The organism is Chitinophaga sp. 22308, from assembly GCF_052045305.1.
GTDB classification, from domain to species: Bacteria; Bacteroidota; Bacteroidia; order Chitinophagales; family Chitinophagaceae; genus Chitinophaga; species Chitinophaga varians_A.
In genome coordinates this window covers 1,057,409-1,080,723 of record NZ_JBQEOP010000002.1, presented here as the reverse complement: position 1 = coordinate 1,080,723, position 23,315 = coordinate 1,057,409, and the positions used below count along the sequence as shown (strand labels likewise).

Here is a 23,315-nt window from a genome sequence, read left to right as displayed (position 1 = left end):
CAGCTTTTCGTATATTGCCGAAAAGCCATACGTTTTTATTATGTCTATGTCAGTTATAAAGGAAGCAAAACCTGCACACCGTGAGTTTGAGCTGGACCGGACGGTGTTGTTCAGCGATGCTGTGTTTGCCATTGCCATTACGCTGTTAATCATCGAAATCAAATTACCGGCCATGCCGGCACACTTGCCTGCGGGCGGTTACCGGGAAGTACTGAATCCCTTTCTGATGGAGTTTTTCACTTTCGCGATGAGTTTTCTGTTCATCGGGACTTTCTGGAAATGGCACCTGCACCTGTGCCGTTTTTTACAGCATTATGACGATGGACTGATCCATCGCAATCTTTTTTTCCTGTTTTTTATTGTCACCTTTCCTTTTTCCACCGGCGCCATGATGCATACGGGAAACCATTTCATGCTACCGTTATATATTTATCTATTTAACCTGGCCGGCTGTCTGGCAGGGCTGTTCTGGATAAGCTATTATATTTTCCAGCGCAAGCCGGGACTGGCGGTGGCAGGCCTTCACACCGAAAAGGAATTGCTGTACCAGCGGCTGAAATACAGTTTTCTGACGATGGCCTTCGGGTTTACAGCCCTTGCACTTGCCTATTTTATTTATCCGGACAATACGACCATACAAAATCTCAGTTTTTGCCTGATCCCGCTGTTGATCTTTTTCAACCATTTCCGGTTGAAGATCAAAAAGCGTAATACCCTTCGCCTGGTACATGTAGGCGATAAACCCAGTTAACCATGATCGAAGTAGATAAAAGAGACGGTCAGTTTTTGCACCGGGTCATCCGGCAGTGGCAGCAGGAAGGGCGTCTCAGCGACGCGCAGGCGGATGATCTGCAGAAAAGCTACACTGTACGCACCAATGACTGGCAGACGATCACGCTGTATATTTTTATTGCCGCCATTTCCTGTGCCCTGATGGCGTTTGGATCGCTGGTGCTGGACGAGAAATGGATAGAGGTGTTACGGAAGAAATTTTCGCTGACCGACGGGGTGATCGCTTTTTTGTTTGCCGGGCTGACCGTGTTCCTTTGTTACCAGGGATGGCGCCGTAACAAGCACCAGCCTGCCTTCTCTTTTAACCGTGAACTATTCTGGCTGTTACCGATTCTGAGTACAGGCGTTACCGTAGTGTACCTTGGCAAAAGCATGGACTACCTGGGCGGCAATTATGGCATTTTCTGGCTGCTGGCCACGGTGGTGTACGCGGCTGTAGCACTGACGCTGCATTCACGGCTGTTGTGGATTGCCACGCTGCTGTGCCTGATACCCGCCTATGTGAAGCTGACCTATTATGTTACCGGTGATGCGCCTTATTTCCTGGGGATGAACCTCCCCTGCCGTATGGCCTTGCTGGGCGCCGTAATGACAGGCGCCGGCTGGCTGATGAAGCGCACCGCCATATTCCTGCCGGCAAAAGAAATCACCTGGGGCGGCGGCTGGCTGCTGTTTCTGCTTTCCGGCTGGCTCATCTCTGTTTTCGGCAATTGCGGCACCTGGCAGGAATGGCAGGCACTGCGACAGGTACATCTGTTATGGTGGGTGGCAGTGTTCAGTGCGCAGTGTATCCTTACCCTCTTATTGGGCATCCGCTTCAAAGATGATCTGTTGCGCGACCTCGGCGTTATCTTTCTTTTGCTCGACCTGTACACCCGTTATTTCGAATATCTCTGGGACCGCACCAATAAGGGCCTGTTTTTCTCCATCCTGGCTGTTTCCTTCTGGTGGCTGGGCAAGCGGCTGGAGAAATATATGAACAAGCGTAAGGGAACCCCGGGCTAAAGCCCGGGGCTACGGCTGAATATTTTTCTCTCAACTGTTGACATACTCTTTCATCATCGCGCTATAGCGTCCGGTATCGTGCAGGCTCCATTCGAAGTTGCCGGTAATCCAGGAACGCAGTACCGCCACGTAGCGCAGCAGTTCGTAATCTTTCTCACTGCCGCTGAGTGGCAGCAACTTTTCCAGCACCACAAATATGGCCACTTCCTCGTTGTGCATGCGGGCCGCTTCATCTACCGCCTCCTGCAGGGAGCATTGGCGTTCATGCTGTAGTACCAGTACCAGGTTATGTACGTCACCGGCCTTATGTTCTTTCGGGAAAGAAAAGAGGTCGTTGGCCCAGCATACGATGTTATTGCAGGCTTGCACCATGCGTTTGAGCAGGGCATGCTGCAGCATATCGGCAGGCAAATATATTTTCTCAATGATATCTATCGCCTCCACGTCGGCGAGAAGGGCGCCGGTATAGGGGCGCATCCGTACATAGTCGGCCACGGTGGGGACTATACGATTTTCGCGGTTCTGCGCTTCCCAGAGGCAGGAGTTGAAATAATCTTCCATGCTGCGGATAAAGCGTTGTTGCCATTCCGGTGAGCTGATGGCCTTCATCCGTTCCCAGATGCTGATGAGCGCTGCCGGCAGCGGCGCGTTGTTGGCCGGTGTGCGGGGATCGGGATGACGGAAGATGTCCATGAAACTGGTCATGACACTGCGCAGAAAGCCTGATTTTTTACCGGCTTCCGCCTCATCACACTGATCATCGAGGATAAACAACCAGGTATTGAAATCTGCGATGATACAGAGCTCGTGCAGCCCTGCGTCCGGGAAAGCACGGGCCGCCAGCCAGGCAAAACGGGCTTTGGCAAAGCGGGCCTTCGCTTTGTCGGTAGACAATAAACCATGATGATGCACCCAGTCTTCTACATGTTGCTGGGCGGCTGCCACATGGGAATTCAAACGGGAAGGAAACGGATACTGGACCCGGGGAAACTGGATCGTTGTCATGTGTCTGAGGATTTAGCAGTTAACTATTAAGGGTTATGAAATGGCATAGGCGAATCAGGGAAAACGGCGGCAGGCAGGCATATCAATAGCCCACCATACCTGTTGGCACAGTAAAAAGTTGGCTAATTTCGGTTAACAGCAAATGAGATGTAACAATAAAGTACAGGGTGATCACATACCAGTCGTGGTGACGGATACATTTAAATGTTTCAGCACCCTGGGCAATGCGAGATGGAACCAGCTGGTGAAGCGGTCTGGTTCCTGCTCCATCAACGCCAGGACCTGAGTGGCAGACATATACCTGTAATCATTTACTTCCGTGCTGTCGGGGTGAATCGCACCATTGTAAGTACCTATAAGCACATGATCAAATTCATGCTCGATAAGGCCGTTGGCAAAAGCTGTTCTGTAAGTAAAAGCAAAAATTTCCTCCAGCGGGCAGTCAAAACCCATTTCTTCCATCAGCCTGCGGTGAGCGGCATCCGATGTAGATTCGCCGGGAAACTGATGGCTACAGCAGGCGTTGGTCCACTGACCGGGAGAATGGTATTTGCCCAATGCCCGTTGTTGTAACAAAATATCTCCGGCATCATTTAAAATAAATACGGAAAACGCACGGTGCAACAGGCCCCTGCGATGCGCCTCCATTTTTTCCATGGTACCTATAGCTTCATCGGATTCAGTCACTAGTATTACTTCAGGTTGATTCATAGTGTAGCAAAGATAATTTAATAAGCTGTTAGCTGTCTGAAATGATCGCGAATTACTAAAAATGAGCCCTGTTCTCTATAATGGTTACTTCAAATAAATATACAATAATAACGGGAAAAGTGAAAAAAAATTACACTTCAACAGGCGCAAAGCGGCGATACGTCAGCAGTGCGCCCGGCAGGCGGCAGACACGGAATGGAAAAGGAAAACGGAATGGAAAAGAAGGTCCGGTGACCACCTCTTCGTCCGGCACCTTTAAGTGCCGGATTACCGTATCTTTGCAGCAAAAAAGAAATGGCAGAAGACTTACAGATCATTCAGGGAGATAAAACCGCACAATATCAATCGCTCATTCCGCAGATAAAGGGACTGCTGGACGGAGAGCCTGATCTGGTGGCCAATCTGGCCAATGTGGCGGCAGCATTGAAAGAACAATTCGGCTGGTTCTGGGTAGGATTTTACCTGGTGAAAGGGGAAGAACTGGTACTGGGGCCTTTTCAGGGGCCGGTTGCCTGCACCCGTATCCGTAAAGGACGCGGTGTTTGCGGCACCAGCTGGGCACAGGCGGCCACACTTATTGTACCGGATGTGGAAGCCTTCCCGGGGCATATTGCATGCAGCAGTCTTTCCAGGTCTGAAATTGTAGTTCCCCTGATGAAAGCAGGTGAAGTGGCAGGTGTGCTGGACGTGGACAGCGACAGGCTTTCCTCTTTTGATGAAACAGACCGGCAATTCCTGGAAGAAATTGTGGCATTGATTATGATATAGTTCTGTGATTTTTTTTGCCATATTCTTTAGAGGAAACCTATTATGTTTTTATTCCGCAATAAAACCAAGGAAAGCGAACAGCTGGCACAGCTGCTGTCATTCATGGAAACAGATATCCATTCACATCTGTTGCCCGGTATTGACGATGGTGTACCCGACACCGATACTTCCGTGCATTTTATAGAGCAGCTCCATAACATGGGCATCAAAAAAATAATTACCACTCCTCATGTGATGATGGACCGGTACCCCAACTCCGTACAAACAATGGCAGGCCCTTACCGCGAGGTATCTGCCGCACTGGCGGCGAAAGGACTGTCGGTTCCGTTTCATCATGCCGCGGAGTATTTTATGGATGAACAGTTCGAAGAGCTGATGCAGCGGCCTTTATTGACACTGACGGGTAAACTTGTGCTGGTGGAAATATCGTTCATGTCTGCACCACCGCAGATGCACCGTTGGATCTTCGAGCTGGAAGCACAAGGCTACCTGCCGCTGTTGGCGCATCCGGAGCGTTATAACTATTGTCACAGCGATTTCGAGAGCTATCACCGGTTCAAACAATGGGGCTGTCTTTTTCAGGTCAACCTGCTTTCCCTTGCAGGGTACTACGGGAAACATATTCAACAGGCGGCAGAAAAACTGATGGAGCTTGATATGATTGACTATATAGGCACGGACCTGCATCATGAAAGGCATCTTCATGCCATTACACAGATCAGCAGGAACAAAAAGCTGCGGGCCATGCTGGATAAATATCCGTTTAAGAACCGTACCCTATAGGCGTAGGCGTTATCTTATCAATACCAGTGGCCCTGTTTGTTTCCGCGCCTGCTTTTTACTGTCGGTGTAGATAAGCACCCACACGTAAGTCCCGTTGGGCTCCTGTGCTCCGTTCCAGCCGGCTTCGGGGTTGGTGCTGTCAAATACAACAGCTCCCCATCGGTTATAGACGGTCATCCTGAATGCAGATACGTCATCGTTCACCCTGGCACGGAACAGGTCATTGACACCGTCGCCATTAGGGCTAAAAGCGGTAGGAACATATACCGCACAGGTACGGTCATTTCTTGGCACCTCCGTATTTCCGTTGGTATGGCATCCATTCTTATCCTTTATCTCGAAATAATAACGACCGGCATCCAACTGGCTCCATTGATTATTATCCTGCCAGCTACCAGGCTGCAGGCTGAATGAGTAAGGAACAACGCCTCCCGATACTTCCAGGGTGATACGGCCATCTCTCGTGTCACTGCAGCTCAGCGCCTTTACATTTACCGCTGTTACCAACAGGGGTTCAGGTTCCCTTAATTGTACCGGCGATAATTTATCCTCACAGCCATGGTCATCTTTTACGATCACGGTGTAGCTTCCGGGACGCAGTTCTTTAAATGTCCCGACATAGGCGGGGTGCTGGGAACCATTGAAATAATAGCGATAAGGAGGGACACCGCCGGTGGTGTTTAAGGTGATCTCGTTTTGATTGTCTCCGTTGCAGGGAGATGGCCGGATGACCAGCTCATTTTTCAGGTCAGTTTCTTCGATCATGACCTGCGCTTTGGTGCTGGTTCCATTAGGAGCCGTAACAGTCACCTCATAGCGGCCGGCAGCAAGGCCTTCAATATGGCTGCTGGTTTGCCCGCCAGGCTCCCATTTGTAGGAACACTTCCCCACGGAACTGCTCAGCAGCTTCAGGGTAGCCTCTCCCGTAGCGGCGCCTTTACAGGTGCGGACAGTGGAAATAACCACCTGCGGCACCTCCCGGATGAAGGCAGACAGATTGTCTATCAGTACAACAGACCCATAGGCACTTTTATCGCAGGGAATACCGGCATCGGCCCAGAACGAAATGTATTTGTAATCCTTTGACGGATTAAACACAGCCGTATATCGTTTCCAGTCGGTATGAGAAAACGGGCCCGAACGCCAGAGCAATTCCGCAGAATCACCCGGAGCATCCCCTGCGTAAATGGCCATATTTCCATAACAGGCCCGGTATGCATAAAAGGCGGTAAATGCCAGGTCCATGGAAACCGTATAGCTGCGGCCTCCTTTGAGGGATAGTTCCTGTGCAATAGCTTCAGGCCACAATGACCCGCTGTGTAAGCCGATGTAGGTGTTTCCGTCAGATGCTGGTAAAGTAATGTCAAAAATTCCCGGCTGAATATCAGGTGTATTCATGGCAACAATCCAGGACGCAGGAACCTTTCCCTGTCCCGGTACCCCTTCCAGTGAAGGATTTCTCAGGTTGATATCCTGAGCCCGCCCTGCTTTACCCCATAGGAAGAGTAAAACAACTAACAAGGTTTTCCAGGAAAGATACCGATGGATGGATAAACTGCTGCAAAAAGCATCCCTATAAACATTCCAGCTATGACAACATAGCAATTTTTTCATAAGATAATAGTAACCACGTCACTTAAAACGCCCTGTTTTCATAAGTTGTTTTGTTTGTTAAAAACCAAACAAACATATATTTATTACAAATAAATAAAACATTTGAATACCAAACAGATAAAAATGTTATTCTTATAAACTTAACATTGCAGGTTTCGTTGAAGCAGCGTATTCAGGTAAGGGAATGATAAAAATAAACCTCTGCCTTTTAAGTCAAGGCAGAGGAAACACAATTGAATTTAGTCCTGTATGCTCATTTTACTTTCACTGGAGATCGTTTTCTTCATCAGCATAAATTTCTCTGCATCCGGTTTGTCCCGGCCGTCCCTGTCGGTTTTCAAAACAGAAACTTTGGTGAACTTCACAGTAGGTGCGTAACCGTTGGGTTTATAGCTTCGGAAAGCCCTCTCCTGGTTATTCTTCCACACCGGATCAATGATCTCTATAGTGCCCTGTATAGGCGGCACATCGTAATGCGGTTTTAATCCACCCATGGCAAAGGCAACGGCGGAGCCGTCGTCCTGGTGATTGCGGATCGTTACATTAACATCTTTCGGACTGGAACCGATGAGCCTGAACAATGATATATTGATACCATGTTTTGCATTATTTAATGTTACCGGGCTATCCATCATTACATTATTGACAACATCGGTATTATTGTTTGGCTCAATATCAATACCGCACATCGGCGCCTGGCCAAAGGTGTTGGCTATAACCGGCTTTACCAGCTTCAGGCCGTCCACCGAAGAAATGGACATCCCGTTACGCCTGTTGAAATTGAGCCACGCGTTGTAAATGTTGATACCGGAACTGGTAACACCTTTAAGGCCGCCAACATAAATACCATCACCCCAGCAATTGGACACCTGCGGAGCATAGACATTTACATTTTTTGAAGCCCGGATGGCAATACCCATTCCCCATTGTCCGGTACTTCCCTGATGGCCTTTACGGTCGCCTTCGAGTACAGGACAGTATATGTTTACATTTTGCACATTATGCACCCTTAACATTTCATAGGTGTCTTTTGAAGTAGGCTGTAACAACAGCCTGGAACCGGGCTTAAAAATGATATTGGCTCCGCTCCCGACAGTCAGTCCCTTGTCGTTGATCAACACCGGGAAATCAGGGAATACCACCGTTTTATGCTGGTCCATTCCCGTTTGCAGATAGCTGGTGTAATCTACGGTGCCATCCTTTACATACCCCGCCGGCAACACGCCGGTGAGATCAAATGCACCGGCAGACAAAGCTGCGGCTTTGCTTCTGAAAGCAGCCGCATCCTGTTTATTCGCATATTTAGCTACTATGCCCTCGTTGTATTTAAAAGGCGGAAACTGCGCACTGGACGAGAGACAGCCTAAACCTGATAACAGCATCAATGCTGCCAGTGTAAAACTTCGCCGTTTCGTACGGAGAAGGGCGGTATTAATTTTCAGTCCCATAACTTTTTAATATTTATAACAATACTTTCCAATTGCTGTATTGTAAGATTAGAGCCGCTGGGTAGACAAAGACCGTCATCAAAAAGTTTTTCCGAAACGCCATTCACAAAAGCCGGAGCACCGGAGAAGACAGGTTGTATATGCATGGGCTTCCAAAGCGGCCTTGATTCAATATTCTCTTTTTCCAACGCCAGCCTGATTGTTTCCCGGCTTATCCCGCCGGTTGCTTCTTTGTTGACCAGGATAGTCGTGAGCCATCGGTTGCTGAAACTGCCTTCCGGCTCCTGCAGGAAAGTAATTCCCGGCAAACCTGCCAGTTCTTTTACATAATAGTCGAAATTCCTGCGGCGTTGCTCCACACGGTCATTCAACACGAGCATCTGTCCCCGTCCTATACCCGCACAAATGTTACTCATCCGGTAGTTGTAACCAATGTGCGTATGTTCATAGTGCGGTGCGTTGTCCCTCGCCTGTGTAGCCAGGAACCTGGCCTTTTTTATCTGGTCCCCGTTCCTGCCGATCAACGCCCCTCCACCACTGGTAGTAATTATCTTATTGCCGTTAAAACTAAGGATACCTGTTTCTCCCAGTGTGCCGCAGGCTTTTCCCTGATAAAGAGATCCCAGCGCCTCTGCCGCATCTTCTATTACGGGAATTTCATATTTGGCAGCTATAGCCAGTATCTCAGTCATTTTCGCGGGCATACCATACAGATGCACCGGGATAATGGCCTTTGGCTTCTTTCCTTTGGCCATGCGGTCTTTAATAGCTTCTTCCAGTAACACCGGGTCCATGTTCCAGGTTTCTTTTTCGCTGTCTACAAAAACCGGGATAGCGCCCTGATATGCGATCGGGTTAGCAGATGCAGAAAATGTCATGCTCTGGCATAATACTTCATCCCCTTGTTTTACATCCAACAAAATTAGCGCCAGATGAAGCGCCGCCGTACCTGCAGACAATGCCGCCACAAACGGAGAACCGGTATATTTTGCCAAATCTTCTTCAAATCCGTCAACATTAGGCCCCAGGGGAGCGATCCAGTTACTCTGAAAGGCATCTTTCACATATTCTAATTCCTGTCCGCCCATATGCGGGGATGACAACCATATCTTTTCGTTCATATTCTTTGGTTTTTCAATAATTCAATGGTCTTTTGCCGGTTATTCAGCAGTACGAAGATGCCGATCGCCTGTTCCTGTAAACCGTTCTGCGGTAACGTGCCCGTTCTGGCTGATACCTTCCGATTTAAATACTTTTGCGACGGTCATCCACATGATTTTTATATCCAATAGCAGAGAGAGCCGGTCTGCATACCATACGTCATATTCAAATTTCTTTTCCCAGCTGATCGCATTACGGCCATTCACCTGGGCCCATCCGGTAATGCCCGGTTTAACCTCATGCCTTCTCAGCTGTTCCTTATTATACAAGCTCAGGTAATCCACCAGCAATGGCCTTGGACCTACCAGGCTCATATCTCCCTTAATAACATTCAGCAGTTGCGGGATCTCGTCGAGCGAAGTTCTTCTTATGAGTCCGCCGATTTTTGTCATCCTTTGTTCATCCGGCAGCAGGGTCCCATCCGCTGCTTTTTTATCGTTCATCGTCTTAAACTTGATCAGCCGGAAAATACGGCCATTCAGCCCGGGGCGGAGCTGGGTAAAAAACGGTGTTCCTCCGTTTGAAATCCAGAGTATAAGCATTACCGTAAAAAAAACGGGCAACAGTATGATAAAGGCTGACAAGGCCAGCAAAAAATCGATCAGTGGCTTAAACAGTTTACGATACAACATCATTTAATATTTTCAGGTAGTGAGCCGCGGCAATATCCAGCGAATAGGATTTCTTCGCCAGCGCCACCGCGTTTTCCCGCTGCTGTTCCAGCAACCGGTCATCGTTGATATAAGTACAAAAACGTTGCGCTTCCCCGGCGATATCCTTTATATCGTAGTTCAATACAAAGCCTACATTCTCCTGTTCTATCACAGCAGCCTGCCAGCCGCGATGATTGATCACCACCGGGCGGCCGGCAGCAAGGCAGTCAAAAAATTTATTCGCCGAGTTGGCCCACAACTGGGGGACCGGTATCACAAAAGACGAAGCCACTGTACATTCGTAGTACAACTGTGACAGCTGTGATTTGGGCACCGGGTCGAAAAAATAGATATTTTCATTCAACACCCCTTTCTCACTGGCATATTGCATCAATTTTTCCTTCTCCATCCCGTCCCCGAAAATGATGAACTTAATGGAGGGGTCTATCTTATAGCTATGAATGGCCAGGTCCGTCATATATTTCAGTCCATTCACCATCCCCAGTGTACCGGCGTACAGCACCACTTTACGCGGGGCATATCCCAGCAGTCCCGCCAGCATCCCTTCTGACCGGGTATATCGTGAAAAACGTTCTGTTTCTGAAATATTGGTAATGACAGACAATTTTTTGTCCGCGATGTTTACACGCTGTTGTACTGAGGTCTTCATATCATCAGACAAAGCGACAATATGCGCAGACTTCCGGTAGATATATTTTTCAAATCCTTCCAGGAAGCGTATCACCATTTTATTTTTGATGATCCCCATGGCTACCGGCACCTCCGGCCATACATCCCTTACTTCGAAAATAAAAGGCCTCCGTTTAAAGATACGGGCCGTAATGGCAGGAACTGCCACGGTAATGGGAGTAGACGTGGCAAGCACTACATCTGCCTTGACTTTGAAGGTGCGCAGGGAAGCAAATACAAGAAATTTCAAAAAGGCGGATATCCGTTTTGAAAAGCTCATTTTATTACTGTATTCCACATGCAGCACATGCAGCTCTATCCCTTCATGCTCCACCACTGTCCAGCCTTTCGGAAATTCGCGCATGCCTTTCAGAAAAGAACTGCTGGTAATGACCACTACCTTATGGCCTGCCTGCGTAAAACGCTTTGACAGGTCATATGAGCGGGTACCGCCGGCAGCGGCAGGTAACGTAAAATATTGATGTATATACAGAATCCTCATTGTAATTTCTTTATAAGCACTGCCGGCGCACCTGCATACAGGCCCCGTATTTCCGTAAATGGTTTATTAAGCACAGAACCCGCTCCCAATACAGACATGGGAGGCAGTACGCCGCCGCCCACCACTGAACAGTTACCGGCAATCCAGGAGCCGCTGCCTATTTTTGCGGCCCGGGGCGCTGATTTGCCAAACCGGTACGCCCCATCCTGGAAAGTATGGTTAGCGGATGAAATAATACAGTTGGGGCCTACCAGTACCTTGTCTCCAATTTCGATATCCAATCCTATCAGCACACAGTTGTGCGCTATATACACATCGTTCCCCACTGCAAGGCCAGACAAAGAATTCAGGATAGCCGTTGAGGTCACCTGAAAATTACGGCCGCAACGTTTCATCATGAGGGAATACAAAAAACCTCTGAAACGCATAAACACGGGTATGTTGGGCAACAATAAAGTGATTGTACGCACCAGCCAGGCATATAATATAGACAGCTTAACTTTCATAGGAAAAAATGTTTTTGATAAAATGCTGGATAGTAAATCCTCTTACTTTTTCCTGCGCCCTGTTCCTGACAGCATTTGCTTCTTCAGGGTTTTCCACCAGATAACAGATCTTCCTGAAAAAGCCCTGGTCATCGTTGAATCCGGCATAGGTAATGTCCACCCCGTCTTTAAACACCGACGGCAATGAGCCTACCGGTGTACTAAGCACATTAATTCCATTGGCCATTGCTTCCAGCACGACTCTGGGAGAGCCTTCAGACAAACTGGCGAAACAGAAAATATGATGGGTACGGAAAAGCGTGTTAAGTGTGTCCCGGTTATCCACGTGGCCCAGAAAGGTTATTTTACCGTCCATTCCTGCTGCTGCCGCCATTGCCTTCAATTCTTTTTCAAACTCACCCGAGCCTGCTATGGTAAGGGTGGCGTCGGGATAACGTCGCAGCACTTGTTCAAAAGCACGGATAACCACTTCTACGCCTTTTGCCTTGCGCAGATATCCCACATACAGCAACTTCAGACCTTCAGCGGGGATCTGTCTGGCTTCATCTACATAAAAATCTTTATTATTCAGCGTTGTTGAAATAACGGCCTTTGCATTTATCCGCCATTTACTCAGCTTCTGTTGAAGATGATAACCGTTGGTAAATACCTTTGCGCCTTTACAGGCCCACATATAGGCCATATGCTCGGGCAGAAAGAAAGATATCAGCGTGAGTTTTTTAAGTAACCTGAAGTTGGGATTCACCCAGGCAGCATCAATCGGGTCTCCGACAAAATGCACGATCCGTTTTTTGTGCTTCAGGTAGCGTTTGCTCAGCCACCCCAACGGGGTGGGGTAACGCAGGTACACCACATCGTAGCCGGTAAGTTCCCTGTAAGCCTTTTTGTAAGCGCCGTAGTGTTTTACGGCCGACTTATAGCTATCGGAGTAGGGCAGCTCGTGAATGGTCACGTTGGTGAAATCGGCAATAGAGACCAGCCCCGAATCTGTTCCGTCAGCATACTGTTTTACCGGCGAAAGCAGACCTACCTGATCATAGTACTGTACAATCTCCTTCAGGTATACCCAATGCGTATACGGAAGGAAATATTCATTTCCCTTTTTTGATACCACCCAAGCTTGTAATAAAATGTTCGCCATAAAGAGTTGATAGAATAGTTAATTAATTCAATTGTGCTTCAAGTGGCATCAGTTTGGTTTTACCTGTATTTTCGGCAGTTTCGGCGGCCGTCTCATTTGCTCTGATTAACTTTTCGCAGATCAGCATAAACAATAAATATAGCTGCATGCATATGGTATTCTGAAAGTCTTCGATACTCATTCCCACAAACAACATAAATATCAATGCCAGCGGAAAATAATGTCCAAAAATATCTGACAGGATTTCTTGTTTATGCCGGACCAGTTTACTGCTGTATTTGATGGACCTTATCACGATTACGAAAAACATACACACCCCCCATATGCCATTATAGATAACTGCACCGAGGTAGGTGTTGTGCGCGGTGGCGTGATAGATGTATTTGGACATGACAGCTCCTATTCCATTGAAGAGGAGTACCGGATCAAATTTTTCCATGAACATGCTCCATACTTCCGAGCGTTTGTCCAGCCCGCTGTCTGCCGTAGCCCCTGTGGCGCCGGTAAACCTCGCTGTTACCAGTTCCCGCACGGGGTTGTCTGTTACCATCAGCAACAGTCCCACCACCAGCGCACCTACCAGTATGCCTTTGTTTTCAGACCGGAAAAGGATGATAGATCCAGTCAGTGCAAAGGCCAACATGGGGCCGCGGCTTTGGGTATATGCCAATCCGAGCAGTATAATGATGAAAACCGGGACCAGGAACTTTTTGCTTTGGAAAGCATAGTATTTCATCGCCAGCAGGTGCAGTGACAGCACCGACAGAAAAAGGCAGATAGCCGAGGTGGCCATTGTGCCAACGGAACCTCTGGCCCTCCTTGCCAACTCCATGGCGCCTTCCATGTTGTCCAGCATTTCACCCGCAGAGAGGTCCTGATTAGGAATCAGGAACAGGCCAAACGCGCGGGGCGCCACTACAGTGCCGGCTCCCAGCAACGCGGCAGCAGCACCGGCTATCAGCAACCATTTGATAAACAACTTTACATCCGCAAAGCTGTTTAATAAAGAAGCCGCAATAGCAACAGTCATCGGCACATAGGCCGCTTTCAGCAGGAATTTCACTACTTCCTGAACAGCGCCCCATCCACCATACAGCATCCCGTTGATATTTCCGAGCAGATGCAGCAGCCACCACACCAATGCGAGCCGGAAAGTGCTTAAACCCCAAACCCTGACACCGGCAGGCTTTTTATAGACACATACTACAAACGTAAAGAACACGAATATGTCATCGAACCGTATATTCAACGGCAATGTTCCATACAACAATGAATTAGGGTAAAGCCATATTGCAAACCACATAAAGATGAACCCTGTCATTGGATTCAATGCAGTTCTGTACATCATGAACAAAAAAAACAATATCACTACAATAGCCATCCCAATATATAGTTGATGTTAATATTTAAACCAGGCGTTCATATAGCTGTTCCATTTTTCTGCTGGTACCTTTTATGTCAAAATTTTCAGCAATATGCTGCCGGGCAGCTGTTGCTATATTTTTCCTTTTGGGTTCATCCGCCAACAGCTCCATGATAGCGGAAGCCAATGCGTCAGCATCTTTCGGCTCAGTTAACAGGCCATTTTTCCCATGCTCAATGATTTCCGGGAAAGAACCCAGCTTAGTAGCCACCACGGCCACTCCTGCTGCCATACATTCGGCAGCGGCCAGGCCAAAGCCTTCTCCCAGAAAATTCATATACGGAATAGTTGGCGTGCAGATGATTTTACAGTCCCGGAGGTACTTATAAGGATCGGCAACATACCCCAGGAACAGGATTTCCTGTTCCCTGTTCATTTCTTTTACTTCCTTTCTCAATTGCGCTTCAAAGCCCACTTTTATTTTTTGCGTAGCAGACTCGCGGCCGATGATCACAAAGCGGACATCCGGATATTGCCGCAGCACGATATCCGCTGCTTTAATAAAATAGGCATGTCCCTTGAATGGAGACACCGTTCCGAGTATGCCCACCAGCGTAGTATTTTCGTCTACACCTGCTAATTTCATTAAGTGACCATTGACAACGGAACTGGAAATTTTCGTTGTGTCCACTCCGTTATAGACCAGCTCGGACTTTTTCCTGGCCACTTCCGGCAGACTGTTATGTACAAAGTGGGTAATGGAGGCGATCTTATCGCAGAAGAACCGGGCGCCAAAGGCGGTCATGTTAGCCCGCATTCCTGTTGGCCTGCCTGCACCATGCCAGTGCCACAGGCAGGGAACACCTGTCATGCGGCTGGCTATTCCTGCCAGTATATGCAGCGGGAAATAATTTACGTCCATAATATCGATACGGTGCTTTTTCATGGCACGGGCCAGCAGGCGGGTCCCTTTAACGGCGGTGAGCAGTTTGGAGGTATTCATTTTCAGCCGCTGCATCCGGGTTTTACCACTGCCTACATTTACCAGGCGTTTATCAGTTAATATGGCCGTTTCGTCGAAGATATGTTTCAGCGCCTCATGACTGGGGCCATTTCCCAGGTAAATACCGATAGCCGTAAACCTGCTCCTGTCGATATTCGTCAACAGCAAACGTACGTATTCCACTACGCCGCCGCCTTCTCCTCCATCGAAAAAGAAACCTAATCTAATCTTTCCCTGACCATTAGTTTTACTCATACCTGTTAGTATTTGTTTTTCCAACAGAAAAACATCATTTAAGTTTTAATGATTTCATCATGGTTTTCACATCGGAAGGCCTTATCACCACACATTTGGCGAAGTTGAGCCCATAGTGCCTGTTGCATACGACCAGATTGGCAATAGCGGAAAAAATATTACCGCACAGCACTCCCAGGGCTGCTCCTTCTATGCCCAGCCTGCCTACTGTGAGCCAGGTTACCCCGGCCACTATTGTAAAAGTGATTGCCAGGATATACATAGTTATAATTGCTTTGCCATCGCCAGCCAGCAGGTTATTGCAGATACTGGTGATGGTGATAAACACCAGTGAAGGCGCAAGAATGCGTAATGCAACATTAGCGCCATAAAATGCAGGACCATATAGCAAATGGATAATCTGCCGGCTAAAAATGAACACTATCGCGGAAATGGTGAAACTGATCGAAGAGCTGACCCTCATGGCAAACTGAGCTTGGTTAGCCAGTAATTCACCTTTCAGACCAGCCCATTTTGCATATAGCAAGGGGCCTACCGTAGAGGGTATGATGGTGATCATACCACTGATGGCCACCGCTCTTGTATATAATCCCACCTGGTTGAAATTTTCCAGCTGGGAATAACGTAGTAACATGACCGTGACATTGGCCGTGAGCACGTACAGGAAGCTGGACGCGGACAGTTTAATACTGTACTTCAGCAGTGCTCCCAGCGTTTTCCAGTCAAACGGCGCACGCAGATTGATGTGTTCGCGGAGAAAATAAAAAAGCGCACAACAAGCTGCAGCGTTGCCTACTCCCAGCGCCGTGATCGCAAATCCGGGGCTTTTCTGATGGATACAGAGCATCAGCACCCCGCTCAGCAAGATGATGATACGGGGCAGCATATCTACCAGCACCATCCTTTTGGAAGCGAGTTGCGCCACCAGTACCGGCCTTAGTGTAGTAATATTTACAAGGGCGGCAGATCCCATCGCAAAAAGTAGTGCTACTATAAAAGAGATCTTCCCGAAGTAGGCGGGATTAAAAAAAATGGCCGCAGTGAACCCTACTATCAACAGTAAGCCAAACAGCAGGGACACCTTTGTTGTGTTGGATACAATATGGCTTGGCGCGTATTTAAGGTTATTCAGAAAATAAATGCTGGCATTACCCATCCCCAGTGAAAGAAAGGTCACTACCACCATTTGGGAAGAGCGAAATAGTTCATACTGCCCCATACCGCCGGGGCCCAAAGCCCTGGAGTATATTACTCCGCCCAGCATGTTCAGGAGGATGCCTGCCATCTGGCCGCCGGTAACAAATATACTTTTCCGTAAAAAACTCATAAACTATTTAGCATATTTCTTATAAATCTGAACGATCTTTTTAGCCCAGGTTTCGGAAGAATAATCTCCTTCTACTTTCTCCGTAGCGTTTTTTATCAGCTGGTTACGCAGCCCGTCGTCTTTGAGAAGCAGGTCCATCGCGTTGGCCAGGTCCTGTGCATTAGCAGGCTTCACCAGCAGGCCGGTATCATTGTGTGCAATCAGCTCCGCCAGTCCGCCGATACCCGATGCCACCGGCACAGTGCCCGCAGCCATGGCTTCTGTTACAGCCAGCGAAGTGGCCTCAATAACACCACTTGCCGGCACAGAAGGTACTATGACTCCCTGTGCTTTAGCAAACAGCGGTAATAACCTGTTTCTCGGTACCGGTCCCAGAAAAACCACGCGGGAACCAATATTGAGGCTGCCTACCAGGTCTTCCAGCTCCTTTCTTAATGGCCCCTGCCCTGCTATGGCAAGCTGGCAATGCGGATCTTTCACCTGTGCCAGTGCTTCAATAGCATAACGCACCCCTGTTTTTTCCACCAGGCGCCGGGGAACCAGGAAATAGGGCTGCTTCACCGGCAGGTCTATCTGTGCTTCCGCCAATCTCCTCACCTCTCCTACATGCACACAGTTGAACATCACATCAATTTTGGCAGGTGATACGCCGTAGTCTTTTTTCAGGATATCTGCCTGGCCGCTGTCTACCGCAATAAAGTGCTGCGCTTTTTTAAATGCGAGCGCTTCGCAGTCCATGATCAATTGTTTATACGCCGGCAGTTTATCTGCCCCGCCCATCTGTGCTTCGTACAGCGCCGGGCCATGAACCGTCTGAACAACGGGCAGGCCGTTGAGGTTCCTGCATTGCAGCACAGCATAGGATGCATATACATCATGCGTATGAATAACATCCGGCCTGAACCGGTCAATCTCCTGTTCTGCCAGCTGGCGGAGACGAAGAAGCGCCGCCCGGAAGTTTCCGCTCACAAACTTATTCTGATTACCGAGCGTCAGCAGCATACGGATGCCTTTTTTCCATTTGGGTGGCTGTATCATGCCGCCCTGAATCATTCTGACTTCGTGCCCGTTTGATCTCAGTTCCTGTATCAGGATTTCGACATGGGTACTTAGTCCGCCAGAATGAGGTATCCGCTGTTGTGTCGTTATTAACACCTTCATGATTTCCTATTTTGTTATTTTTCTTAAAACGAATCTGAAAGGCCTTTGCAACTGTACGCCGAAACCTTTCATCAACAGTTTCCCGATCCATCCCAGAGCGGCCAGTTTATCCTTCCGGGAGTAGTTTGCTTTATTATCCAGCACTTCCTTCACCACCGTAAAATTGTTACGGGAAAGCTGTTGCTGTATATCAAATGCGCCCGCCCATGTTCTACCAGTGTCTTTTACTTTCAGCTCTTCCAGTATTTTATCAGCAAATTCCACAGAAAGTGCGTCCATGGGAATCATTCTGTCTTCGAGGGACAGTCTGCGCATAAACTCAGTAACTTTATGATCATAGGGCACTGCATAAAAACCGGTACCTATCGCTGCGGCAAAAACACATCCGTGCAAACGCATGGAGAACAGGAAGTCTGCATTCTTTACTTCCTGCATGGCGTCTTTCAGGTCGGCAGGAAGGTGTATGCTGATTTTTCCCTGATGCCGGGGTTCAAATTTCAGGATCAGCTGTTCATAAAATTTCTTGTCCTGGGAAGATTCATATCCCAGCATCCTGATATGCACGCCGCTTTCAATCAGCCTGCTGCAAATAGCCACCAGCCCGTCCTCATCAAGATCAGGCCATTTTCTGAACGCCAGCGCCACCACCGGAGCCGGGGCCGGCACCTGCTGAGCAGACACGTGCTGCTTCACATCCAGTGAGGGCACCACGTCTGCCGTTACAGTTATTTTATCGGCCTGTACGCCGCATTCGATCAATACTTTTTTACTTTTTTCGTCTCTTACCTGGACCTTTGCCATCCTGTTACAGGTAAAGCAGATCAGTTCCTTCAACCACCTGTTTTTAACAGGACCTACACCGATTCCCACGGTGATGATGTTACGGTTGTACAGTATCCCGATACAAGCAGGAATGAGGAAAGCCGGAATGGTTGTCCAGCTGTGTACATCCTGTAATATTCCTCCACCTCCGATCACGATCAGGTCACTTTTTTTTACGCTGCGGACATGACTTGACATCCGTAGCCAAAAATCCTGCGACGGGTAAAACCCTTTTACAGCTTTCGCTGCCGTAATACCTGTAAAGTTTCTGGTATAGGCCGGGCTACGTGTGACGATGCTGAATTTTGCACCCGGTAATTGTTCTTTTACGCCTTCGTAAACTGCCAGGGAAACAGCTTCATCCCCTACGTTTCCGGCGCCGAAAAAGCCAGTCAGCAGTATGTTATCCGTGCTTTGTTTCATTGTTATGTAAGTTCGTTTCAGGTCCTGTGGAAGATTCAACAGGATCACCCCTCTGTTTCGAAATATTTTATTTGCCCCCGTTCTTTCAGGTGCATATAAACTTGCTGCTGTTGTTTTAATTGTTGATATGTTTCCTCATCCCTCATCTTAATCACCTTAGCCGGGTTTCCGCCAACGACTGCCATGGGCGGAACATCCCTTGTAACGACCGCGCCGCCGCCCACGATAGCGCCTTCCCCAATTGTTACGCCGGGCACAATCATCACACTGCCTCCTATCCATACGTTTTCCTTAATATGGACAGGTTTCAGAATAGTGGCACCATCGTAGGGTATCGCCGTCGCACCTTCATAACGGTGGTTAGCGGTATAAATGCTGACATTGGGACCTATTATTACGCCGGAACCTATATACAGGCCGCCCTGACTGGACAGGAGGGCGCCGGGACCTATGTATATATGATCGCCGAAATGCACCCTTTCCGGAAAAGTAGCTTTGATCCCCTGCGCAATGACCACATTCACCCCCGGTTTAAATGAAGATAGCGGAGTATCATTGGCCCAGCTATAGATCTTTTTTATAAGGGTTTTCAGTTTTCTGCTTAGGATACTCACTGTTATGAAAATTATATGAATTGTTCAATGACCGCCTCTTTATTCAGCATCCTGACTATACGCTGACATGCCTTCCCATCTCCATAAGGATTTACGGCCTGGGCCATCTGGCTGTAAGCAGTTTTGTTGTCCAGCAGCATGCTCACTTCATGATATATTTTGTCTTCATCCACCCCTACCAGTTTTACCGTGCCGGCTGTTACCGCTTCCGGCCTTTCGGTGGTATTACGCATTACCAGTACAGGTTTGCCAAGACCGGGCGCTTCTTCCTGTACGCCGCCACTGTCAGTCAGAATAAGGGTGCTTTTGTTCATCAGGTAAACAAAGGGAAGATAATCGAGCGGTGCAATGATATGCACGTTGGGCAATGCCGCCTCTCCCAGGATTTCATTCACTGGTTTACGGACATTGGGATTAAGATGTACCGGGTAAACAAAATCCACTTCCGGATATTTTTCCGCCAGTTTTTTGATGGCCTGGCAGATGCTTCTGAAGCCGTCGCCGAAGTTTTCGCGGCGATGCCCGGTGATGAGCACCAGCCTTCTTCCGTTGCTGTCATTGCCGTTCCAGTCAGACAATAAAGACGAGGCAAGGCCATGCTGCACCAGTACATCTTCTATACCTGTCTGTACTTCCTGGTCATTTTTGACTCTTTCCAGCACGAGGTGTAAAGCATCCAGCACGGTATTGCCGGTAACAAATACCTGCTCGCTGCTGATGTTTTCATCCAGCAGGTTTTGGCGGGAAATTTTCGTCGGTGCGAAATGATAGGTGGCAATACGTCCGGTGATGCTACGGTTCATTTCTTCCGGCCATGGACTGTACATATTATGCGTTCTCAGGCCGGCCTCCACATGGGCAACCGGGACCTGTTTATAGAATGCGGCCAGGGCGGCTGCCGTAGAAGTAGTAGTATCCCCGTGTACCAGTACGATGTCTGGCTTAGCATTATCCAGTACGTCCCGCATGCCGGAGAGTACGCCCACCGTTACATCGAAGAGGTCCTGTCCCTGTTTCATGATCTTGAGATCATAATCAGGTTGTACATTAAAGATATTCAGTACCTGGTCAAGCATTTCACGATGCTGACCGGTTACGCACACTTTCACTTCAAAGATCTCCGGATATTTTTCCAGCTCTTTAATCAACGGGCACATTTTGATAGCCTCCGGGCGTGTACCAAATACCAATAGTACTTTATTCATTTCTGTTTTCATGATAATAGCTTTAGTCAGATACTGTTACGTTCCAGCCAGCTGTAGGTAAGCTGCAATCCTGCAGCAACGCTTACTTCCGGATCATAGTTGATGAGCTGCCGTGCTTTGGAGATATCAGCGAGGCTGTGTTTCACATCTCCTTTTCTTTCCATGCCGTAGTCGGGTGCAATGTTGATTTTTGCACACTCGCTCACCATCTGCCATAACTGGTTGAGGGTAGTCCTTTCACCAAAGGCGATATTGATGATCTCAGCGGTATGGATGTTTTCAGCCAGTAATGCTTTTATGTTTGCCTGCACCGCATTTTCAACAAAAGTGAAGTCCCTGCTGGTTTCGCCGTCACCATTGATTACCGGCGCCTTTTTCTGCAAAGCGGCATCGATAAACAGCGGAATAACGGCTGCATAGGCGCCTTTAGGATTCTGCCGGGGGCCAAATACATTAAAGTACCTCAGTCCTACCGGATGAAAATCATATACCCTGGAAAATACGGATGCATACAGTTCATTGACATATTTGGTCACAGCATATGGCGAAAGCGGATTTCCAATGAGGTCTTCCACTTTGGGCAGGCCCGGATGGTCGCCATAAGTGCTGGAGCTGGCTGCATATACCATGCGTTTCACTTTGGCATCGCGGGCGGCCACCAACACGTTCAGGAATCCGGAAATATTTACTTCGTTGGTTGTAACAGGATCATTGATAGAGCGCGGCACAGATCCCAGTGCCGCCTGATGGGTCACATAATCCATTCCTTCCAGTGCCCTGCGGCATACGTCGGCATCGCGGATATCCCCCTCCAGCAACTCAAAGGCCGGGTTATCGAGAAATGGTTTTATGTTCTCACGGGAACCTGTGGAGAAATTGTCCAGTACACGCACTTTTGCAGCTCCATATTTAAGCAGGTATTCAACTATATTGGAACCAATAAATCCTGCGCCCCCGGTTACAAGAAAGGAGGACGCAGAAAGATCATGCGTATGGAATGGTTTTTCGTACATATTCGGCAGATATAGTATGTCCTTTGTTTTAGGTATCGGGATTAGAGCCTTGCGTCTACCAGTTCTTTCGGCAAAATGCCTTTAACATCATAGATCACCGCATTGTCTTTACACATGGATTTAATGTTCAGCGCACTGAACTCATTGTGTGCCACAGCCAGTAATACTGCGTCAAATTTATCTTCTGTGCTGACAGACTTCACGCAATCCCAGTTGTACTCATGTTTCACATCTGCAGGATCAGCCCAAGGATCATAAATAGAAATATTAACATCGTACCCTTTCAGTGTATTGAGGATATCCACCACTTTGGTATTACGTACGTCCGGGCAGTTTTCCTTAAATGTAACACCAAGCACGAGGATATTGGAGCCTTTTACCCGCACTTCTTTTTTGATCATCAGCCTCACCAGTTCGTGCGCCACATAGGCACCGATACCGTCATTTACACGGCGACCTGCCAGGATGATTTCGGGATGATAACCCGCCTCCTGGGCTTTTTGTGCCAGGTAATAGGGGTCAACACCAATACAGTGCCCTCCCACCAATCCTGGTCTGAACTTCAGGAAGTTCCACTTCGTACCGGCAGCAGCCAATACATCTGCAGTATCGATTTCGAGCAGGTTAAATATTTTTGCGAGTTCATTTACGAAGGCAATATTGATATCACGCTGTGCATTCTCAATTACTTTCGCCGCTTCTGCTACCTTAATAGAGGTGGCTTTAAAGGTACCGGCAACAATGATTGACTTATACAGCTGATCGATTTTTTCCGCCACTTCAGGAGTAGAACCGGAAGTTACTTTCAGTATTTTAGTAACGGTGTGTTCTTTATCGCCCGGGTTAATACGTTCGGGAGAGTAGCCTGCAAAAAAATCCGTATTAAACCGCAGTCCGGATATTTTCTCCAGCACCGGCACACATTCATCTTCCGTCACACCAGGATATACGGTGGATTCATAAATCACAGTATCCCCTTTCTTCAGTACTTTACCAACTGTTTCACTGGCTTTGTATAGTGGCGTAAGGTCCGGACGATTGTGTTTATCTACCGGTGTAGGTACGGTAACAATAAAGTAGTTCGCTGATTTAATGGCATCCAGTTCATTGGTACAAAACAGTCCTGTAGCGGCTTCCGGATCAGCGGTAATTACTTTTTTCAGATCTTCTTCCGCTACTTCCAGGGTATGGTCTGACCCGCTCATTAATTCCGCGATCCTGGCTTTATTGATATCAAAGCCGAAAGTTTTATATTTTTTCGCAAATTCCACTGCTAAAGGCAATCCCACGTAACCTAATCCAATGATTGCAATCCTAGTTTCCTGATTCATAGTTTGACTATTATTTTCC

General features: G+C 48.0%; 21 protein-coding genes and 1 pseudogene. 4 read left to right on the top strand and 18 right to left on the bottom strand.

All coding sequences use genetic code 11. The features are described 5' to 3' along the window. The first annotated feature begins 40 nt into the window (after positions 1-40). Positions 41-751, top strand: a complete 711-nt coding sequence (locus ACTJJS_RS11240) for a TMEM175 family protein (RefSeq protein ID WP_440663766.1) — start codon at positions 41-43, stop codon at positions 749-751. 2 nt (positions 752-753) lie between these two features. Continuing rightward, positions 754-1,797: a hypothetical protein gene (locus ACTJJS_RS11235; RefSeq protein ID WP_440663765.1), complete on the top strand. Its 1,044-nt coding sequence runs from the start codon at positions 754-756 to the stop codon at positions 1,795-1,797. 30 nt (positions 1,798-1,827) lie between these two features. On the opposite strand, the gene ACTJJS_RS11230 is transcribed toward ACTJJS_RS11235, so the two are convergent. Then, entirely contained in the window at positions 1,828-2,802 is a 975-nt protein-coding gene (locus tag ACTJJS_RS11230; RefSeq protein ID WP_440663764.1) for a terpene synthase family protein, read from the bottom strand. A gap of 171 nt (positions 2,803-2,973) precedes the next feature. Then, a complete protein-coding gene (gene idi, locus ACTJJS_RS11225) occupies positions 2,974-3,513 on the bottom strand; it encodes an isopentenyl-diphosphate Delta-isomerase (RefSeq protein WP_168873019.1) in 540 nt (179 codons plus the stop codon). A gap of 294 nt (positions 3,514-3,807) precedes the next feature. On the opposite strand from idi, the gene ACTJJS_RS11220 reads away from it, so the two are divergent. Beyond that, complete coding sequence (locus ACTJJS_RS11220) at positions 3,808-4,281, top strand: GAF domain-containing protein (RefSeq protein ID WP_168873018.1); 474 nt, start codon at positions 3,808-3,810, stop codon at positions 4,279-4,281. Positions 4,282-4,323: 42 nt separating this feature from the next. Beyond that, a complete protein-coding gene (locus tag ACTJJS_RS11215; protein ID WP_440663763.1) occupies positions 4,324-5,064 on the top strand; it encodes a tyrosine-protein phosphatase in 741 nt (246 codons plus the stop codon). 9 nt (positions 5,065-5,073) lie between these two features. On the opposite strand, the gene ACTJJS_RS11210 is transcribed toward ACTJJS_RS11215, so the two are convergent. The 16 genes and pseudogenes from ACTJJS_RS11210 to ACTJJS_RS11135 all read right to left on the bottom strand — a co-directional run bounded on the left by ACTJJS_RS11210 (position 5,074) and on the right by ACTJJS_RS11135 (position 23,296). Further along, positions 5,074-6,585 carry a gliding motility-associated C-terminal domain-containing protein gene (locus ACTJJS_RS11210; RefSeq protein WP_440663762.1) on the bottom strand — a complete coding sequence of 504 codons (1,512 nt, stop codon included), beginning with the start codon at positions 6,583-6,585 and terminating at the stop codon, positions 5,074-5,076. A 332-nt stretch (positions 6,586-6,917) separates the two neighbouring features. Next, positions 6,918-8,126 carry a hypothetical protein gene (locus ACTJJS_RS11205; RefSeq protein WP_440663761.1) on the bottom strand — a complete coding sequence of 403 codons (1,209 nt, stop codon included), beginning with the start codon at positions 8,124-8,126 and terminating at the stop codon, positions 6,918-6,920. Next, positions 8,117-9,247, bottom strand: coding sequence for a DegT/DnrJ/EryC1/StrS family aminotransferase (locus ACTJJS_RS11200; RefSeq protein ID WP_440663760.1), 1,131 nt, complete (start codon positions 9,245-9,247; stop codon positions 8,117-8,119). The genes ACTJJS_RS11205 and ACTJJS_RS11200 overlap by 10 nt, the downstream gene beginning before the upstream one ends. 39 nt (positions 9,248-9,286) lie before the next feature. Next, entirely contained in the window at positions 9,287-9,922 is a 636-nt protein-coding gene (locus tag ACTJJS_RS11195) for a sugar transferase (RefSeq protein ID WP_317166438.1), read from the bottom strand. Beyond that, on the bottom strand, positions 9,906-11,132 hold the full coding sequence (locus ACTJJS_RS11190; RefSeq protein WP_440663759.1) for a glycosyltransferase family 4 protein: 1,227 nt from the start codon (positions 11,130-11,132) through the stop codon (positions 9,906-9,908). Before ACTJJS_RS11190 ends, ACTJJS_RS11195 begins: the two co-directional genes overlap by 17 nt. Next, positions 11,129-11,638, bottom strand: coding sequence for an acyltransferase (locus tag ACTJJS_RS11185; protein WP_440663758.1), 510 nt, complete (start codon positions 11,636-11,638; stop codon positions 11,129-11,131). Before ACTJJS_RS11185 ends, ACTJJS_RS11190 begins: the two co-directional genes overlap by 4 nt. Beyond that, positions 11,628-12,779, bottom strand: a complete 1,152-nt coding sequence (locus tag ACTJJS_RS11180; protein ID WP_440663757.1) for a glycosyltransferase family 4 protein — start codon at positions 12,777-12,779, stop codon at positions 11,628-11,630. Before ACTJJS_RS11180 ends, ACTJJS_RS11185 begins: the two co-directional genes overlap by 11 nt. A gap of 22 nt (positions 12,780-12,801) precedes the next feature. Then, positions 12,802-14,127: an O-antigen ligase family protein gene (locus ACTJJS_RS11175; protein WP_440663756.1), complete on the bottom strand. Its 1,326-nt coding sequence runs from the start codon at positions 14,125-14,127 to the stop codon at positions 12,802-12,804. A 58-nt stretch (positions 14,128-14,185) separates the two neighbouring features. Next, positions 14,186-15,400, bottom strand: a complete 1,215-nt coding sequence (locus ACTJJS_RS11170; RefSeq protein ID WP_440663755.1) for a glycosyltransferase family 4 protein — start codon at positions 15,398-15,400, stop codon at positions 14,186-14,188. A 34-nt stretch (positions 15,401-15,434) separates the two neighbouring features. Next, on the bottom strand, positions 15,435-16,727 hold the full coding sequence (locus ACTJJS_RS11165; protein ID WP_440663754.1) for an oligosaccharide flippase family protein: 1,293 nt from the start codon (positions 16,725-16,727) through the stop codon (positions 15,435-15,437). Between the two features lie 3 nt (positions 16,728-16,730). Continuing rightward, complete coding sequence (locus tag ACTJJS_RS11160; RefSeq protein ID WP_440663753.1) at positions 16,731-17,888, bottom strand: glycosyltransferase family 4 protein; 1,158 nt, start codon at positions 17,886-17,888, stop codon at positions 16,731-16,733. A gap of 6 nt (positions 17,889-17,894) precedes the next feature. Continuing rightward, positions 17,895-19,133 (bottom strand): polysaccharide pyruvyl transferase family protein, encoded by a 1,239-nt coding sequence (locus ACTJJS_RS11155; RefSeq protein WP_440663752.1) that lies wholly within the window; start codon positions 19,131-19,133, stop codon positions 17,895-17,897. 140 nt (positions 19,134-19,273) lie between these two features. After that, positions 19,274-19,468: pseudogene (locus ACTJJS_RS11150) on the bottom strand (DapH/DapD/GlmU-related protein); the annotation flags it as partial. 290 nt (positions 19,469-19,758) lie between these two features. Then, complete coding sequence (gene wecB / locus ACTJJS_RS11145) at positions 19,759-20,964, bottom strand: non-hydrolyzing UDP-N-acetylglucosamine 2-epimerase (RefSeq protein ID WP_440663751.1); 1,206 nt, start codon at positions 20,962-20,964, stop codon at positions 19,759-19,761. Positions 20,965-20,978: 14 nt separating this feature from the next. Beyond that, positions 20,979-21,965 (bottom strand): SDR family oxidoreductase, encoded by a 987-nt coding sequence (locus tag ACTJJS_RS11140; protein ID WP_168873005.1) that lies wholly within the window; start codon positions 21,963-21,965, stop codon positions 20,979-20,981. Between the two features lie 41 nt (positions 21,966-22,006). After that, a complete protein-coding gene (locus ACTJJS_RS11135; protein WP_168873004.1) occupies positions 22,007-23,296 on the bottom strand; it encodes a nucleotide sugar dehydrogenase in 1,290 nt (429 codons plus the stop codon). Between the last annotated feature and the right edge of the window lie 19 nt (positions 23,297-23,315).

Coding starts and splice junctions, on each gene's coding strand:
- ACTJJS_RS11240 (WP_440663766.1), top strand. CDS start 41: ATGTCTATGTCAGTTATAAAGGAAGCAAAACCTGCACACCGTGAGTTT.
- ACTJJS_RS11235 (WP_440663765.1), top strand. CDS start 754: ATGATCGAAGTAGATAAAAGAGACGGTCAGTTTTTGCACCGGGTCATC.
- ACTJJS_RS11230 (WP_440663764.1), bottom strand. CDS start 2,802: ATGACAACGATCCAGTTTCCCCGGGTCCAGTATCCGTTTCCTTCCCGT.
- idi (WP_168873019.1), bottom strand. CDS start 3,513: ATGAATCAACCTGAAGTAATACTAGTGACTGAATCCGATGAAGCTATA.
- ACTJJS_RS11220 (WP_168873018.1), top strand. CDS start 3,808: ATGGCAGAAGACTTACAGATCATTCAGGGAGATAAAACCGCACAATAT.
- ACTJJS_RS11215 (WP_440663763.1), top strand. CDS start 4,324: ATGTTTTTATTCCGCAATAAAACCAAGGAAAGCGAACAGCTGGCACAG.
- ACTJJS_RS11205 (WP_440663761.1), bottom strand. CDS start 8,126: ATGGGACTGAAAATTAATACCGCCCTTCTCCGTACGAAACGGCGAAGT.
- ACTJJS_RS11200 (WP_440663760.1), bottom strand. CDS start 9,247: ATGAACGAAAAGATATGGTTGTCATCCCCGCATATGGGCGGACAGGAA.
- ACTJJS_RS11195 (WP_317166438.1), bottom strand. CDS start 9,922: ATGATGTTGTATCGTAAACTGTTTAAGCCACTGATCGATTTTTTGCTG.
- ACTJJS_RS11190 (WP_440663759.1), bottom strand. CDS start 11,132: ATGAGGATTCTGTATATACATCAATATTTTACGTTACCTGCCGCTGCC.
- ACTJJS_RS11185 (WP_440663758.1), bottom strand. CDS start 11,638: ATGAAAGTTAAGCTGTCTATATTATATGCCTGGCTGGTGCGTACAATC.
- ACTJJS_RS11180 (WP_440663757.1), bottom strand. CDS start 12,779: ATGGCGAACATTTTATTACAAGCTTGGGTGGTATCAAAAAAGGGAAAT.
- ACTJJS_RS11175 (WP_440663756.1), bottom strand. CDS start 14,127: ATGATGTACAGAACTGCATTGAATCCAATGACAGGGTTCATCTTTATG.
- ACTJJS_RS11170 (WP_440663755.1), bottom strand. CDS start 15,400: ATGAGTAAAACTAATGGTCAGGGAAAGATTAGATTAGGTTTCTTTTTC.
- ACTJJS_RS11165 (WP_440663754.1), bottom strand. CDS start 16,727: ATGAGTTTTTTACGGAAAAGTATATTTGTTACCGGCGGCCAGATGGCA.
- ACTJJS_RS11160 (WP_440663753.1), bottom strand. CDS start 17,888: ATGAAGGTGTTAATAACGACACAACAGCGGATACCTCATTCTGGCGGA.
- ACTJJS_RS11155 (WP_440663752.1), bottom strand. CDS start 19,133: ATGAAACAAAGCACGGATAACATACTGCTGACTGGCTTTTTCGGCGCC.
- wecB (WP_440663751.1), bottom strand. CDS start 20,964: ATGAAAACAGAAATGAATAAAGTACTATTGGTATTTGGTACACGCCCG.
- ACTJJS_RS11140 (WP_168873005.1), bottom strand. CDS start 21,965: ATGTACGAAAAACCATTCCATACGCATGATCTTTCTGCGTCCTCCTTT.
- ACTJJS_RS11135 (WP_168873004.1), bottom strand. CDS start 23,296: ATGAATCAGGAAACTAGGATTGCAATCATTGGATTAGGTTACGTGGGA.